Source organism: Bradyrhizobium diversitatis (assembly GCF_016031635.1).
GTDB classification, from domain to species: Bacteria; Pseudomonadota; Alphaproteobacteria; order Rhizobiales; family Xanthobacteraceae; genus Bradyrhizobium; species Bradyrhizobium diversitatis.
This window is the reverse complement of sequence record NZ_JACEGD010000046.1, coordinates 1-15,333: the sequence shown is the minus strand read 5'-3', so window position 1 is coordinate 15,333 and position 15,333 is coordinate 1. Positions and strand designations below refer to the sequence as shown.

The following is a 15,333-nucleotide window of genomic DNA, read 5'->3' as shown; positions in this document are numbered from 1 at the left end:
ACCATACCCCCAATGTCAGATCACTGCCGAAAGAAATGCCCTGGTGCGCTGCTCGCGCGGCGCGCCCAACACGTCGGAGGCGCGCCCCTGCTCGACGATCGCGCCCTGGTCCATGTAGACGACCCGGTCGGCGACCTCGCGGGCGAAGCCGAGCTCGTGTGTCACCACCATCATGGTCATGCCGGTTCGCGCCAGCTCCTTCATCACCGCGAGCACCTCGCCGACGAGCTCGGGATCGAGCGCGCTGGTGGGCTCGTCGAACAGCATCAGCATCGGCTTCATGGCGAGCGCCCGCGCGATCGCGACGCGCTGCTGCTGGCCGCCGGAGAGCTGCGCAGGATAGGAGTTCGCCTTGGCCGCAAGCCCGACGCGACGTAGCAGTTCGATCGCCTCGGCGCGCACCTCATCCGGCTTGCGCCACTGAACTTGGGTCGGACCTTCCGTAATGTTCTCCAGCGCGGTCTTGTGGGGAAACAGGTTGAAGCGCTGGAACACCATGCCGGTCTTCAGCCGCTGCCGCCCGATCTCGCGCTCGCTCAGGCGATGGAGCTTCCCGCCTTGCTCGCGCACCCCAAGCAGCTCGCCGTCCAGCCAGATGCCGCCGGCATCGATCGTGGCGAGCTGATTGATGCAGCGAAGCAGCGTCGTCTTGCCGGAGCCGGAGGCGCCGATCAGGCACATCACCTCGCCGGGCCAGACGTCGAGCGAGACGTTCTTGAGAGCCTGAAATTCCCCGAAATTCTTCGCTACGGAGCGGATCGCGACGAGAGGTCTTGTCATCGCGCCAGCCGCAATGTGCCGCGCGCGAAGCGTCGTTCGAGCAGCATCTGGAGCGGGGTCAGGATCGAGACCACGAGCAGGTACCAGAGCCCGGCGACGATCAGGAGCTCGATGACGCGGGAATTTGCGTAGTAGATGTTCTCGGCGTTGTGCAGCAGTTCGGGATATTGGATCACGCTCGCGAGCGAGGTCGCCTTCACCATGCCGATGAACTCGTTGCCGAGCGGCGGAATCACCACGCGCATCGCCTGCGGCAGCACGATCCGCCGCAACGCGCGCAGCCGCCCCATGCCGATCGCCTGCGCCGCTTCATATTGCCCGATGTCGACCGACAGCATGCCAGCTCGCATCACTTCGGAGGTGTAGGCGCCCTGGTTGATGCCGAGCCCAAGCAAGGCGGCGAGGAACGGGGTCATGACGTCGACGGCGCGCACGGACCACAGGCCGGGGATGCCGATGGTCGGAAACACCAGTGCTAGGTTGAACCACAGCAGCAGCTGCAGGATCAGCGGCGTGCCGCGGAACAGCCAGGTGTAGCCGGCCGCAACCGTCTTCAGCACCGGATTGGGCGACAGCCGCATGACCGCGACGACGATGCCGAGCACGATGCCGAGCGCCATGGCCAGCACCGCCATCACCATGGTGTTGACGATGCCTTCGAGAATGACCTTCGCGGTCAGGAAGCGGCTGACATAGGACCATTCGATCTGGCCATTGGCAAAGGCGCGGGCGATCGCCGTCAGCACAAGGAGGATCAGGGCCGCGCTGAACCAGCGAAACCAGTGCGGCTCGCGCGCGATCTGCATGCCCGACAGATCGGGAAATCCGTCCGCGAGTGCCGGGGCCGGCTTCATTGCGGCGCCGCGTTCAGCATGGGCTGGGCGACAGCGTTGGCGCCTAAGCCCCATTTGTCGAGAATGGCCTTGTAGGTACCGTCGGCGATCATCGCCGCGAGCTTCTCCGTCACGGCCTCGCGCAGGGCCGTATCGTCCTTACGGAACATGATGCCCTGGTAACCTTTGGCGAAGGGCTCGCCGACCACGCGGTATTTGCCGGGCTCCTGCGTCTGCGCATAGGGCAGCGTCTCGCTGCCCTGCACGGCGGCGTCGATGCGGCCCTGCTTGAGCTGGTTGCGGACGTCGATGGAGTTCTCGCCCGGAACATATTGGATCGCCGGCTTGCCGGCCGGCTCGCAATTCTGCTTGCTCCACTTCTCGATCTCGACCGGGAAGCTGGTGCTGCGGGTGGTGCCGACCTTCTTGCCGCAGAGATCGGTCGCATCCTTGGCCCCGCTCTCCGCCATCACGAAGAACTGCGGGCCGGTTGCGAGATAGTCGACGAAATCGGCAGTCTCGCGCCGCGAGGCGCGATCGGAGATGCCGGAGATGATGAAATCGGCACGCTTGGTCTGGAGCGAGGGGATCAGCTCGGCGAATGGCGTCTCGCTCCAGACGATCTTCAGCCCGCCAAGCCGCTTCGCGAGCTCTTTAGCGAGGTCGATATCGAGCCCGACCAGCTCGTTGGTTGCGGGATCGCGATATTCCATCGGTGCGTAAGTGGAATTGACCGTGAGCTTCAGCGTGCCGGCCTGCTTGATCTCCGCCGGAAGCTCGGCCGCCCGCGCCGACGTCACGGCAGCCAACGCTGCCAAGGCAAGCAAATGCGGGAGGCGTGTCATGTCAGCTCCTTTGCCAACGCTGCGATCGGCCGTTTGGAATCAATCTGCGTCAAGAACGGCCGGCTCGATCACGCCGGCGCGCTCGGTGATCACCCTGTACTGCTCGGGCCGCCGGTGGGCGGCGAAATTGAACATCTTGTCCTTGCCCTGGCGGCAGAGGTCGAGATCTATGTCGGCGACGATCACCTCATCGGTGAGCGTCTGCGCCTGCGCGACGATGCGACCGTTGGGATCGACGATGCAGGAGCCGCCGATCAGCCCGGAGCCGTCCTCCTCGCCCGCCTTGGCCACCGAGATCGCCCAGGTCGCGTTCATGTAGGCGTTGGCCTGCGTCACCAGCGTCGAGTGGAAGGTGCGCAAGGCGCCGTCTTCGGTGGCGCCACCGTTTGGATCATAGGCCGCCGAATTGTAGCCGATGCAGACGAGCTCGACGCCTTGCAGGCCGAGCACGCGCCAGGATTCCGGCCAGCGCCGATCGTTGCAGATCATCATGCCCATGATGGCGTGGGCCCAGGACGAGCCGGCGCGGAAGGCGGGAAAGCCGAGATCGCCATATTCGAAATAGCGCTTCTCGAGCTGCTGGTAGCGCGCGCCCGGACGCGGCTCGACCGACCCGGGAAGATGCACCTTGCGGTAGCGGCCGAGGATCTCACCGTCGCGATCGACCAGGATAGAGCAGTTATAGCGGCGGCCGTCCGGCGTCTTCTCGGCATAGCCGACATAGAAGCCGACGCGGAGCGCACGCGCCCGGTCGAACAGCCTTGCCACCGCCGGATTCGGCATGCTGCGCTCAAAATACTGGTCGAGAGCCTCGCCTTCGAGCAGCCAGCGCGGAAAGAAGGTGGTGAAGGCAAGCTCCGGAAACACCACGAGGCTGGCGCCGCGACCGGCCGCCTCCTCCAGCATGTTGAGCATCCGCGACAGCGTATGCTCGCGCGTATCGGCTTTTTGCGTCGGCCCCATCTGAGCGGCGGCGGCGCGAAGGACACGAACCAAGTTTGCCTCCAATCTGTGCGCGGTGCTGCCTCAATGGGCGAATGAACCCTTTGATGCGACGCGCAAATCCGCTGCCATTACGGGCGAGCGGGGCTGCAAAATCAATTCGCGTTGCTATGATGTTTTGGCCCTGAGTATAATCGGCAGTGATATGAACCTGCGTCAGCTCGAAATTCTGCGCGCCGTTATCCGCCACCGCACCACGGTTGCGGCGGCGGACGAGCTGGCGCTGTCGCAGCCCGCGGTGAGCAACGCGCTGAAGACGATGGAGGCGCAGGCCGGCTTCGCGCTTTTCGAGCGCGTCAACAACCGGCTGTTTCCGACCGCCGAAGCCATGGCGCTCTACAAGGAGAGCGAGGCGATCTTCGCGCTGCACGCCAAGCTCGAGAACCGCTTGCGCGATCTGCGCGAGAACCGCTCCGGGCATCTCGCCATCGTGGCGACCCCGCCGCTCGCCTACAGCATCATCCCCTCCGCGCTGTCAGGCTTCCTGCGCCGTCGCCCGGAGACGCGCGTGTTCTTCGACGTGCGTCGCTACGAGGGTATCATCGAGGGTGTGCTGAGCCGCGTCGCCGAGCTCGGCTTCGCCCTCGGGCTGACGCATCATCCAGGGATCGCGCATGAGGTGGTGCATACCGGCGAGATGGTGTGCGTGGTGCCGCCGCAGCATCCGCTCGCCGACAGGCCGGTGATATCCGCGTCCGATCTTTCCGGCCTGCCCTTCATCGGGCTCGAGCGCGGCACGCGGCTTGGCGAAGCCGTGCGCGACAGCTTTGCCCGCGCCGGTGCGGCGTTCCGGCCGACCGTCGAGGTGCGCTACTGCAACACGGCCTGCGTGCTGGCCGCCGCCGGCGTCGGCGCTGCGGTGGTCGATCCGTTCTCGCCGCGGCAGAACGGCGGCAGCGGCCTCGTCGTCCGTCCGTTCACGCCGACGACGCAGGCGGTCGCCTATATGCTGTGGTCGGAAGCCGAGCCGCTGTCGCGCCTGGCCAAGGCCTTTCTCAACGAGGTCCGCAAGGAAAGCACGCTGCTGGAGCGCACAGCGCCACACCAGCAACATGGGGCAGAACGCGACTGAGCTTGCGATCACACGCGCAACCTTCTATCCGAGGTGCACATGGCACGCATCACCATCATCGAGACCGGGCTCGTTCCTCAAGAGCATCGCGAACGCCACGGCTCGTTTCCGGACATGTTCACGCGCATGATCCGAACCGAGGACCCCACGGCCACGGTCGACGTCGTCAGCATCCCGAATGGCGATGCGCTTCCCGATCCGCGCCAGGTGGAGGCCATCCTGATCACCGGCGCGGCCGCCGGCGTCTATGACGAACTGGACTGGATGGCGCCGCTGGAAGATTTCGTGCGCAAGGCCTACACCAACAAGACGCCGATGGTCGGCGTCTGCTTCGGCCATCAGCTGATCGCGCAGGCCCTCGGCGGCACTGTTCGAAAATCGGAAAAAGGCTGGGGCATCGGCCGGCACGTCTATCAGGTACTGCCGGAGAATGGCGTGATCGACGGCGAAACAATCGCCATTCCCTGCTCGCATCAGGACCAGGTGATCGAGGCGCCGAGCGACGCGCTGACGATCCTCTCCTCGGACTTTACCCCGCATGCCGGCCTGCTCTATGCCAACGGCGCAACGCTGACCGTGCAGCCGCATCCGGAATTCGACGTGGAGTTTGCACAGGTGTGTTGCGATCTGCGCGACGGCAAGGCGCCGGATGACGTCGTCGCAACGGCGAGGGCATCGCTGGGGCAGCCGCTGGACAATGCGAAGCTCGGTGGCGCGATTACGAGGTTCCTGGCGAGGCGCAATGTTTGATCACAGTGCCAGTGCCCGCGTCAGCCGACCCTTCCCTTCTCCCCTTGTGGGAGAAGGTGGCGCGAAACGCCGGATGAGGGGTTCTATCCACTCGCTGGACTGCTCGTGGGGATAGAGACCCCTCACCCGCCGAGCTTCGCTCGGCACCCGTCTCGCACAAGCGGAGAGGGGTGAAGCAGCGTCGCTCGCGGAAAATATCAGAACGGATCGGTCCCCAGCCCCGCCACGTCGGCAGGCCTTGGCCCCGGAGCCGGCCAGTGAAACCGGCGATCTTTTTCAGCGATCGCGATGTCATTGATCGACGCCTCGCGCCGCTTCATCAGGCCGTGCTCATCGAACTCCCACTGCTCGTTGCCGTAGGAGCGATACCACTGGCCGCCGGCATCGTGCCATTCGTACTGGAAGCGCACCGCGATGCGGTTGCCGTCGAACGCCCAGAGGTCCTTGATCAGCCGGTAGTCCAGCTCCTTCTCCCATTTGCGGGTGAGGAACGCGACGATGGCCTCGCGGCCCTGAAGGACTTCGGAACGATTGCGCCAGCGGCTGTCCTCGGTATAGGCGAGCGACACGCGCACCGGATCGCGTGAATTCCAGGCGTCCTCGGCCATGCGGGCCTTTTGCGCAGCGGTCTCGCGGGTGAAGGGTGGAAGCGGCGGGCGCGACATGATGGCCTCATCGGTTGATCGGGCCGTGAATTTATCGCCCCGATTGGCGGAGTCGATAGGCCGCCACAAATCAGGCGATCACTTATCGGGCGATCACGAAATCAGATCGGCCTTCATCAGGGTGCGTATCGACTTCGGAATCGGCTGGGCGCGACCGCCGCTGATGAAGGCAACGCGGACCTCGGCCTTCACCAGCACGTCGTGGCCGCGCCGCACCTCTTGCGCCAGCATGATGGACGCACCCTTCACCGCGACCGGCCAGGTCACGACGTCGAGCACGTCGTCCATTCGTGCGGGCTTGAGAAAATCCAGATGCATCGAGCGGACGACGAAGGCAAAGCCTGCGCCCTCCGTCTCGACCTGTTCGAACAGGGCCTGCTGCTCGGCGCCCATCAGCCTCAGATGATTGGTGCGTCCGCGCTCCATGTAGCGCAGATAGTTGGCGTGATAGACGATCCCCGAGAACTCTGGTTTGACGATATCGCAGCAGGATATTAACTGCTTGATTCCGTTGGGGCGCTGGAGGGCGACAGCGTGAACAATCGTAGATTTTTCTATGCCCCTTCCATGGTGAGCCGCAGCGCCTTCGGGAAGGTTGCGCCTTTCCGCCTGAGATAAGGGCGACGCGCACGCGGGCCGTGACTAAGAGATCGTCTCCACGCCTGCATTCCTGCAGCAGGATAATCGACGCGCCCCTCACGTCTTCTGGAACCGTGATAACCTCAAGCAGGTCATCCAAGATTGCCGGCTTTAGAAAGTCGATACTCATTGAACGGACAACGAAGGCAAAGCCCGGCACATCTCTCCGCGCTTCTTTCAGGAGCTCCTGCTGATTCATTCCGAGCAAACGCAAGCAATTTGTTCTGCCGCGTTCCATGAAGCGCAAACAATTGGCGTGATGAACAATCTGGCCGGAGTCGGTGTCTTCGAAATAAACGCGGACGCGCATTTGATGCCGACCGTCGCGAATTTCGCCAGCAAGAGAGCCTATCACAGGAAGATTCCTCCTATCGCACTTCGGGAGCATGCACCTCGCTCGCGGCAGAAATCGAATGAGGTTCTGGGACTCAACAAAAACAGCTTGAATCTCACGTTGCGTTACGTTGTAGGCTTGAAAAATGTTGACAAAAGCCACACCCCCGCAGGCGCGTCGATTGCTCATTGGCAACTCACATTTGAGTGCCACGCCACGTGAGCATTGAGAGATACATGTCTTCGAAACGCATGAAGCGCGGGCATCCTCGTGACGCTTTCAGTCAGCGTGCTTTTCGAGGGCCCGCGTCACTTCGCTTGATGGCAGGCCGAAACAGATCGGAGTCAAGGCAGATCGAACATCTCACAAAGCCAAGAGGGCTCGTAGAGGTGCGCCGTAGCGGTAAATCAGTCCGTGGAAGCGCTTGGGGCGGCCGGCCGCCCGTAACGAGGGGTCGCCTATGTGGGTGAGGCGTGCGCCGCACTGGGTGGTCGCGTGGCACGTTGCGGCCCTCTCAGGTCCGCGCACGCGCGCAGCCGATCTTAGCAAGTGGCGACAGCGCCGCCTTCTTTGAAGCGAAGGAGTTGAACTTCTGTGATGTCTTACCGTTTTCTCCTCGCCTCGTGGGGCACGTTGGGAAACCTCAGTCCGCTCCTCACCGCGGCCCGGCGGTTGCGCGGGCATGGTCACCATGTTCGGGTCATTGCGGACCCCGCCATGCGTGCAGAAGTCGACGCCGCCGATTTCGAGTTCGTGTCATGGCGAAGCGCCCCAATCGGGGAGGCTGCGGATCCAACAGATGTCTCGAACCTGCAAGATCGGATGCGCAGGGTCGTCTTTGAGCCTTGCTCTGCCTACGCGAGAGATATTGGGGACGAAATTGGCCGCTTACCAGCGGATGCCGTCCTTAGCCTCGATTTTCTGTTCGGAGCGGCACTTGGGGCGGAAGCGTCCGGCGTACCTTTCGCGTTTCTTTCGCCTCACGTCAGCCTTCGGATCCTGCCGGGAATGCCGCCGGCCACGTCCGGATTGGGGCAACCGAAAACGCCAGAGGAGCAGGCCGAGGTGGCAGCAGCCTGTGCCGCTTTCCATGGCGCGATGAATGCGTCTCTTCCTATCCTCAATCGGGCCCGCGTTGATTGCGGACTTCCCGTTCTTCCCGACGTTATGGATCTGTTCGACCGGGCTGACCGAGTTCTGCTCGCGACCAGTCGGGCCTTTGACTTCGAAGCCACCTCTCTTCCGGACAATTTTCGCTATATTGGACCGTTGCTCGATGTGCCGAATTGGTCGAAGTCGTGGCAGGCTCCATGGCCCGGGCAGTCTGATCGTTCTCGCGCGCTGATCGCCTGTAGCACGGGTGCGCAGAACCAGCGCGATCTGTTCCAGCGCGTCATCGACGCCGTCGGAAAGGTTGACATCGACGCTGTGTTTACAACAGGTCCGAGTCTGGACGTGGCCGACTTTCGAGCTCCGCAGAACGTGCATTTGGTGTGCGGTGCTCCCCATGACTCCATCATGAGGGACGTTTCCATGGTCATATCACAAGGCGGCCACGGCACCGTCACCCGTTCACTGATCAACGCTTTGCCGCAACTGATTCTGCCAATGGCGCGAGACCAGTTGGCCAACGCTGCGCGGGTCGAGGCGAAGGGCGTGGGACTTCGATTGGGGCCGACGGCTTCTGAACCGGATATTGCGGCAGCCATAAACCGGCTGATCACGGAACCGCAATTCAAAGTCGCGGCCCGGAGGCTTGGCGAGGCTATTAAAGCCGATATTGATACCTCTGGCCTTGTCAACGAGATGGAGCTTCTCGCCGCTGTTGGACGTCAGCGACGTAGCCACTCATGAATTTGAGTCCATCGCGGACCGGCCAAACGATCAGCGAAACGGCCACTGCTCGATGAATTGCCTCTTGCTGGTGGAAACATCTCCACGCGCCAGGCTGGCGCAATGGCCGATCAAAGAGAAGGATGCCTTGCGCATTTATCCCGATTCATTTGCCTTCACCTTGTTACTTGGTCTTATGGCTTGCTTGCCGATGTTTGGCATTGACGCGCCCGTCCCAAGCCTTTCGGCGACGGGAGACGATCTCGCAACGACCTCGGCCGAACTGGGTTTGGCGAGTCTCATGAGCTTGGGAGCGCCCCCGGTCTTCCGGCCAAGGCTGAGCCGAAGTCCATGGAAGGCAAGCCCAGCTCAGGAGGAAAGTGACCGTGATCTCTTATCACAAGTTGAGGCCCGTTCTGTTGAGCCGCGACGGTGTACGTTTGGCACATGTTGAGGCCGGACCTGTAGCCGCGGAAGTTCCTCCGCTGCTCCTTGTCAATGGCTGGACAGGCGACCACGGCATCTTCACGCCCCAGATCGCCCACTTCTCTCAAAGCCGTCGCGTCGTGGCCGTCAATCTTCGCGGTCACGGCTCCAGCGATGGACCCCAGCAAGACTATACCATGGCAGGATTTGCGGACGACATCGCTTGGCAATGCGCTCAACTGGAACTGCACAAGCCGGTTGTGATTGGCCACAGCATGGGAGGCCGGATCGCGCTCGAACTATGCGGCCGCTATCCGGATCTGGCCTCGGGCATGGTGATGATCGATACGATCATCATGCCGCCCCCGATCTTGCGCGAATCTCCCGGAGTTCGAGCACTTCTGGAAGGTATCGGCGGGCCCAACTATCTGCTGGTCTTAAAAGCGAACGCATGGGAACTGGGCTGCGATTTCGAAGATCCTGCCCGACGAAAGATGATCTACGAAACCTATGTACGTCCGTCTTGCGAGAGGACGCCACAGCATGTGGCTCATTCAATGATTCGGAACGCTATCCTGAACTATGATCCGGTCCCGGCTGCAGAGGCCTGCTGGATTCCCATGGCTTACATTTCGGCCGATGTTCCGCTCGTGAACATGGCGCGCGATCTCGATCGGCTCCAGGAGATCTGTCCACAGCTGGTCATAGCGAAGACGATGCTCGCCGGACATTACAACACGATCGAGGTTGCAGATCAGGTCAATGCCATGCTCGACCGCTTTCTAACCGTCGGGCTCCGCCGGTGCAGAGGCTGACGCGGACCCCTTGAGCAGATCCGGACAGTGAACCGGTTTTCCCTGCCCACGGAATGATGATCCGTTCCGGGTAGATGCGGTGCCCGAGACGCAAAGTTGGCGTCCTACAAGTTGAAGCGGCCATCGAAGTTGATGTGAGGTCGCAGCCCCTGAGATCGAAAACTCACCGTCGCCCCTCAATACGCGGCAGACGGACCGAAATGATGTGTTCGGCGGAAATGGGTGCAACGCTGGATCCAGCTCCTTGATGTAGCATTTTTCGACACGTCCCGTGGCAGGCAGCGCTTTAAGTCCAAGGACAGCGTGCGGCTTGTGCCAGCCCTGGCCGGTGAAGCAACAGAGACGCGCGGTCTTCTGCGAGCCGCATGGACACGGCCCGTTTAAGACGGCTTCCCTTCTCCGCTTCGCTTCACCCATGGCTGCGCATTGGAGATCGAAGTGTGATTGGCGTGGTCGACGAGCCAGGTTTGATTATGAGTTTTCTGCTAGTCAGACTTAGCGAATTTGCAAATCTATGAACTTTCCAGTGTTTAAAGTTCTGCTGTATCGCTAAGCATGACTAAGTCTTCTGGCCGAAAGCTAAACTTTCTTGAACATACCCTTCCGGAAGGTCTCTTGGTCGATGCCGAGTGGATGACGAAGCATGGCTATTCGACAGGTCTGCGCAGCCAATATGTCTCGGCTGGCTGGTTCAGCCGTCGCGTGGGACTTTCAAGCGTCCGCTTGGCACCCTGACATGGCAGAAGGCCGTCATATCGCTTCAGACCCTGCTTGCGCGCCCCCTGATCGTCAGAGGGCGAACCCGCGCTCCAACTGCAAGGTTTTGCGCACTACTTCCGGGCTGAAGGGCCGACCGTCTTTTATCTGTACGGTCCCGATGCTCCGCCTGGATGGCTCTTCAAGCTTCCGCTCAATGAGCGCTTCACATTCCGCAAGAGCACAACGCCTTCAAAGCCGATCCGGTGACGAAGGGGCTCAAGAACTGCACCTGGAATGTCCAGAGCAATACGGGCACCGCCGCCGATGAATTCCAGGCAGGCCCATTCAAGCAGATATGGGGCGAGAGCGAATGGCCGCTGACCGTGTCATTGCCGAGCGTGCGTTGCTTGAACTGCTCAAAGAGTTGCCGAATAGCGAGAGCTTCCACCAGGCCGACATGCTTGTTGAGGGCTTGCGCAACCTCAGTCCCCGCAAGCTGCAAAAGCTACTGGACGATTGCAGAAGCGTGAAAGTCAAAAAGGCTGTTCTTCTGTTGACGATATCACAACAGGATACTAGCTGTTTGATTCCGCTGGGACGCTGGAGGGCGGCAGCGTGAACAAGCGTAGATTTTTCTACGCCCCTTCCATGGCGAGCCGCAGCGCCTTCGGGATGCGTTGCGCCTTTCCGCCTGAGATAAAGGCAACGCGCACGCGGGCCGTGACTAAGAGATCGTCTCCACGCCTGCATTCCTGCAGCAGGGTAATCGACGCGCCCCTCACGTCTTCTGGAACCGTGATAACCTCAAGCAGGTCATCCAAGATTGCCGGCTTTAGAAAGTCGATACTCATTGAACGGACAACGAAGGCAAAGCCCGGCGCATCTCTCCGCGCTTCTTTCAGGAGCTCCTGCTGATTCATTCCGAGCAAACGCAAGTAATTTGTTCTGCCGCGTTCCATGAAGCGCAAAAAATTGGCGTGATAAACAATCTGACCGGAGTCAGTGTCTTCGAAAAAAACGCGGACGCGCATTTGATGCCGACCGTCGCGAATTTCGCCATCAAGAGAGCCTGTCACAGGAAGATTCCTCCTATCGCACTTCGGGAACTCCTCGACTCGCACAGAGGCAGTTGCTGAGCAAGCGCCAATCGCTTTAGCTTGAACCTTGCTTGGGATGCACATGGAATTTGGTGAGGGGCTCCCAACGCCAAAGTTTCCGCAGCCGCTCGGCACGCGTCGAAGCCCTCGGAGACGTTCGTTCCATGGCGCAGACGGACGCTGACGTGTGTGGCTGATGATCGTGAAAGCACAGAGCAGAACGAAAAACGTGGCTGGGATACAATAGGTCGGCCGGCTCCCAGATAGAGAGAGTCAGGGCGTGCGGGAACGGGCCGTGTTGTCGGCGAAGGGCAATGACGGAGCATCTTGCAATGACCGGCAACCCAGGTTCAATGATCGGCCCATCCGTACGAGTTTGCCTGCCAGGGCTTCAGACCGCCGAGCTTTGGCCACGAGAAGCGCGCCAATCGCGCACAGACCTCGAACGTCCAGTCGGCAAATCACACCTCACATCGTCTCGGCCGTCAGCTTGAGGGGATGTCCGCGCTCGGATACGAGCTCTTCCGAAAGCATGAGCGATCAAATGCGCGCGCATCTACCGCGTGCAGCGATACCATGCTGCCTTATCTCCGCCTGGTCCTCCTGCGCTACCCTGTTCCGCGCGTCAGGCACATGGCGACGGCCTGCGCCTCAACCTCAGCGATGCGCCGTGACCAGCCCCGACCGAAATGTGCTCGCGATAAAAGGAATTGCACAAAGCCTCGACGTTTCGCGCAAAATGCTTTGGATCGTCGCTTTGCCGTTGGCGGCAAGCGCCTTCGCAATCGTCTCATTCCGACGATTCCATCCTGTTAGCCTCGACCGCCCCTTGCAACCACCGAACGCCTCGCCGAGGTCCGGACATCACGCTAGCGTCAAATCGCAACATCGACGCCGTAAGGCAGACTATCACCGCGCACTTTCTCCAATGTCTCTTTCATAAGTCGACTTTGCGTCTTCAAGCGTCAGGTTCTTGATTTTGAGAGCCGGATACATATGAGCTGCGATCCCGTATTTGGTTCCTTTCAGAGCCCCGATGCCGACTTGGCCGCCGGTCCAATTGCCCGGATCATTTCGAGTGTTCGAGTATCCACCTTCGTATTTGAGTGCCACAGCCAGGCACGCTGAAAGATTTTCGACTTCCATGGTAGTTCCGCGAACTGAGAGCTTACCTTGGAGACTCTCGCCGCGCATACACGCCCTACTTCATCATCGATTCGACCTCGGCACGAAAGGCCTGGCGCGAGGCGTCGCGTGAATAGAACATGTGGCCGCCCGGATAAACCGCGAGTTTGACCCGCGGCGCCGACGCAAAGGGCGGCAACTGATCGAGCGCCAGCTTCGAGCCGAAATAGGGCGTAACAATATCGAACAGGCCGTGCCCGACCATGACGTTCATCTTCGCGTCCGTGGCAAGGATCTCGCGCAGCTCTGAAAGCGACTCCGGTAGGCTCTGGTGGCCGAAATTCCAGGCCCGTGTGACCGCGCGGTTGAGCAGTTTATACGAGCCGTCCGGCCGCCAGTTGAGCTTGCGCGTCAGGACATCGACGGCGGCACTGCTCAACGGCGCCGCTAGCGCATCGCCCGAGGGATCGCCGAAGCGGTAGCTATCCGAGTCCGGATAGGGATCGAGGCCGCGCACCGAGGCGTCGTAACCGCCGGTCACCTTGCCGCTCTTGCGGTCGAACTCGCGGCGGAATTCGCCGCGGTCAAAGCGCCCGGCGAGCCGTCGGCTTACGGCCTTGTCAATGCCGGTCAAAGCGGCGACCTTGTCGGCGAGACGGTTGGTGGCCTCCTCGTCTGCTTCGCCCTTGATGAGGTCGGCCAAAAATTCGCCACGCGCGTAAGCTTCGACATCGGCGAGATCGGCGCCTTTGACCGTCCCCCTGTCCTCGCCCTTGGCTTCGCGGGCCACCGCGACATAGCTTGGCAGCGTTGCGACCAATCCCAGAAGGCTCGTGCTTGTGAACTCTCGGTAATCGAACAGCGGCGACAGCAGGATCAGGCCCTTCACGCCGACGCCCTGCTCCATCTGCAGATTGCGCACAACCTTCGGTCCGCGAATGCCGCCATAGCTTTCGCCCGCGACATATTTCGGCGAGGAGAGCCGCTCGTACTTCTCGAGCCAGCGGCGGATCACAAGCGCGATTGAACTGGCGTCACCATCGACCGAATAGAACTGCCCGGGCACATTTTCGCCCGTCGCCACGAAACGGCTATAGCCAGTACCGACGGGATCGATAAACACGAGGTCGGTGAAATCGAGCCACGTCTCGGCGTTGGGCCTGACCTCGGGCGAGGCCGACGCGGTGACAGTTTCCGCATCGATCGGCAGCCGCCATGGCCCGGCACTGCCGAACTGCAGCCAAGCAGAGGATGACCCGGGGCCGCCGTTGAAGAGGAACGTCACCGGACGCGTGAGGCGATCTGTGCCGTCGAGCTGATAGGAGGTGTAGGCGATGTCGGCCTGCGGCTCGCCCTTGTGGTCGAACACGGGAATCGAGCCCGCAGTCGCGATGAAACGAAGCGTCCGGCCGGGCAGGTCCAGCGTCTGTTTGATGGTGGAATCCGGCGGTAGACGATGCTGCTCGGCCCCCGACGGGGAAGTCGGCGCGCTGGCGCTGCGCGCGCCGGGCCCTCCCTTCTGGCCGACCGGCGTCTGGGCGTCGGGACGCGGCGGCGGATCGTCGGCGCCGGCGCTCCCCGTTACGCTGCACGCAAGTAGGGCCAGCGCGAGAGGGATCTGGCGTAGCGCGGTTAAATCGAACAGCATAGAGTTTTCTCCTCGGTCCGGCCGCACCTTTCTGTCAGCGGCCGATTGCGACAGTTTAAGGTTGCGGGACAGCCTGGCTGTTCTGCCTTATGTTGCACTAGGCGTATCTGCCAAACGGCTCTCTTCAGTTAGCTAAGACTCGGGAACAACAAACCTACTAAGTCTAGTAGTTGCCTCTATTCCTGAGGGCACGGGCCGCCTGCGCGATGGCACAAAGCAACATTTGCGTGGGCACCTACAAACCAGCGCTGCTCAACGCCGGAGAGCGGGGCGCGGTTGGGCGATGACCTGTTCGGATGTTTCGGGTGACGAACGTCCCACAGCGTCGGAGCGAAGTCGTTGCGGTGCTCATCGATGGCAAGCGCCTGATACTTGATTTCGTCGGCAATACACAACGCGAGATCATGATCCCGACCGGCAGAGGCTCGCGAGGTTTGATCCTGCAAAGCTAAGCGCGGACTGTGTGCAAATTCCTAGTCGTCCGTTAAGAAGCCGAATTGAGCGGGGCCGGACAGGCGCGCGTGCGCCAGAGCTGGATCAGGAACAGGCACAAGAGTTCTCTGATCCAGGCGAGGATGCGGCGGAAGTTGTGGCCGACGGCTGAGAGGATGACGTTGGCCGCATCGCCGGCGCGGCCTTTGAGGTAGCAGCGGCCGAGGTGGCCATCGGTCTTCAGGTGTCCGATGATGGGTTCGATGGCGGAACGGCGGCGCAGCTCGCGCTTGATGACACCGAAGACGCCGCGCTTCTGGCCAGAGATGAAGATTCGG

18 protein-coding genes and 1 pseudogene are annotated in these 15,333 nt (G+C 61.5%); 7 read left to right on the top strand and 12 right to left on the bottom strand.

Going from position 1 to position 15,333, the window contains the following annotated elements; genetic code table 11:
- Positions 1-15: 15 nt before the first annotated feature.
- From H1B27_RS34595 to H1B27_RS34580, 4 genes are read right to left on the bottom strand one after another with little or no spacing between them, the layout of a single operon-like run.
- Positions 16-780, bottom strand: a complete 765-nt coding sequence (locus H1B27_RS34595; protein ID WP_197969104.1) for an amino acid ABC transporter ATP-binding protein — start codon at positions 778-780, stop codon at positions 16-18.
- Complete coding sequence (locus tag H1B27_RS34590) at positions 777-1,634, bottom strand: amino acid ABC transporter permease (protein WP_197969103.1); 858 nt, start codon at positions 1,632-1,634, stop codon at positions 777-779. The genes H1B27_RS34595 and H1B27_RS34590 overlap by 4 nt, the downstream gene beginning before the upstream one ends.
- Positions 1,631-2,458, bottom strand: coding sequence for an ABC transporter substrate-binding protein (locus H1B27_RS34585; RefSeq protein ID WP_197969102.1), 828 nt, complete (start codon positions 2,456-2,458; stop codon positions 1,631-1,633). The genes H1B27_RS34590 and H1B27_RS34585 overlap by 4 nt, the downstream gene beginning before the upstream one ends.
- Positions 2,459-2,497: 39 nt before the next feature.
- Positions 2,498-3,454 (bottom strand): N-carbamoyl-D-amino-acid hydrolase, encoded by a 957-nt coding sequence (locus H1B27_RS34580; protein ID WP_197969101.1) that lies wholly within the window; start codon positions 3,452-3,454, stop codon positions 2,498-2,500.
- 151 nt (positions 3,455-3,605) lie between these two features.
- Between H1B27_RS34580 and H1B27_RS34575 the strand changes: the two genes are divergently transcribed.
- Both H1B27_RS34575 and H1B27_RS34570 read left to right on the top strand, forming a co-directional pair.
- A complete protein-coding gene (locus tag H1B27_RS34575; RefSeq protein WP_197969100.1) occupies positions 3,606-4,532 on the top strand; it encodes a LysR family transcriptional regulator in 927 nt (308 codons plus the stop codon).
- A 39-nt stretch (positions 4,533-4,571) separates the two neighbouring features.
- Complete coding sequence (locus H1B27_RS34570) at positions 4,572-5,282, top strand: type 1 glutamine amidotransferase (RefSeq protein WP_197969099.1); 711 nt, start codon at positions 4,572-4,574, stop codon at positions 5,280-5,282.
- A 197-nt stretch (positions 5,283-5,479) separates the two neighbouring features.
- Here the strand turns inward: H1B27_RS34570 and H1B27_RS34565 are convergent, their stop codons facing one another.
- The 3 genes and pseudogenes from H1B27_RS34565 to H1B27_RS34555 form a co-directional block, all read right to left on the bottom strand.
- Positions 5,480-5,947 carry a nuclear transport factor 2 family protein gene (locus H1B27_RS34565; protein ID WP_197969098.1) on the bottom strand — a complete coding sequence of 156 codons (468 nt, stop codon included), beginning with the start codon at positions 5,945-5,947 and terminating at the stop codon, positions 5,480-5,482.
- Between the two features lie 93 nt (positions 5,948-6,040).
- Positions 6,041-6,454, bottom strand: a complete 414-nt coding sequence (locus tag H1B27_RS34560) for a YbgC/FadM family acyl-CoA thioesterase (protein WP_376709020.1) — start codon at positions 6,452-6,454, stop codon at positions 6,041-6,043.
- A 154-nt stretch (positions 6,455-6,608) separates the two neighbouring features.
- Positions 6,609-6,896: pseudogene (locus H1B27_RS34555) on the bottom strand (YbgC/FadM family acyl-CoA thioesterase); the annotation flags it as partial.
- On the opposite strand from H1B27_RS34555, the gene H1B27_RS41125 reads away from it, so the two are divergent.
- The 5 genes from H1B27_RS41125 to H1B27_RS39850 all read left to right on the top strand — a co-directional run bounded on the left by H1B27_RS41125 (position 6,846) and on the right by H1B27_RS39850 (position 11,312).
- Entirely contained in the window at positions 6,846-7,142 is a 297-nt protein-coding gene (locus tag H1B27_RS41125; protein ID WP_197969130.1) for a hypothetical protein, read from the top strand. The pseudogene H1B27_RS34555 and the gene H1B27_RS41125 overlap by 51 nt on opposite strands.
- Before the next feature lie 495 nt (positions 7,143-7,637).
- Positions 7,638-8,774 carry a glycosyltransferase gene (locus H1B27_RS34545; protein WP_246515899.1) on the top strand — a complete coding sequence of 379 codons (1,137 nt, stop codon included), beginning with the start codon at positions 7,638-7,640 and terminating at the stop codon, positions 8,772-8,774.
- Between the two features lie 359 nt (positions 8,775-9,133).
- Positions 9,134-9,994 (top strand): alpha/beta fold hydrolase, encoded by an 861-nt coding sequence (locus H1B27_RS34540; protein WP_311977504.1) that lies wholly within the window; start codon positions 9,134-9,136, stop codon positions 9,992-9,994.
- 555 nt (positions 9,995-10,549) lie between these two features.
- A complete protein-coding gene (locus tag H1B27_RS41120) occupies positions 10,550-10,729 on the top strand; it encodes an AbiEi antitoxin N-terminal domain-containing protein (protein WP_311977502.1) in 180 nt (59 codons plus the stop codon).
- A 334-nt stretch (positions 10,730-11,063) separates the two neighbouring features.
- Positions 11,064-11,312, top strand: a complete 249-nt coding sequence (locus H1B27_RS39850; protein WP_246515898.1) for a type IV toxin-antitoxin system AbiEi family antitoxin domain-containing protein — start codon at positions 11,064-11,066, stop codon at positions 11,310-11,312.
- A 16-nt stretch (positions 11,313-11,328) separates the two neighbouring features.
- Here the strand turns inward: H1B27_RS39850 and H1B27_RS34525 are convergent, their stop codons facing one another.
- The 5 genes from H1B27_RS34525 to H1B27_RS34505 form a co-directional block, all read right to left on the bottom strand.
- The gene (locus H1B27_RS34525) at positions 11,329-11,769 is read right to left on the bottom strand and encodes a YbgC/FadM family acyl-CoA thioesterase (RefSeq protein ID WP_197969096.1); all 441 of its coding nucleotides are present in this window, start codon (positions 11,767-11,769) and stop codon (positions 11,329-11,331) included.
- 930 nt (positions 11,770-12,699) lie between these two features.
- A complete protein-coding gene (locus H1B27_RS34520) occupies positions 12,700-12,936 on the bottom strand; it encodes a glycosyl hydrolase 108 family protein (RefSeq protein ID WP_197969095.1) in 237 nt (78 codons plus the stop codon).
- Positions 12,937-12,991: 55 nt separating this feature from the next.
- Positions 12,992-14,563, bottom strand: a complete 1,572-nt coding sequence (locus H1B27_RS34515) for a S10 family peptidase (protein WP_197969094.1) — start codon at positions 14,561-14,563, stop codon at positions 12,992-12,994.
- Between the two features lie 176 nt (positions 14,564-14,739).
- A complete protein-coding gene (locus H1B27_RS41315) occupies positions 14,740-14,958 on the bottom strand; it encodes a phospholipase effector Tle1 domain-containing protein (protein ID WP_197969093.1) in 219 nt (72 codons plus the stop codon).
- An 89-nt stretch (positions 14,959-15,047) separates the two neighbouring features.
- A partial coding sequence (locus H1B27_RS34505; protein ID WP_197965649.1) for a transposase occupies positions 15,048-15,333 on the bottom strand: 286 nt, incomplete at its 5' end.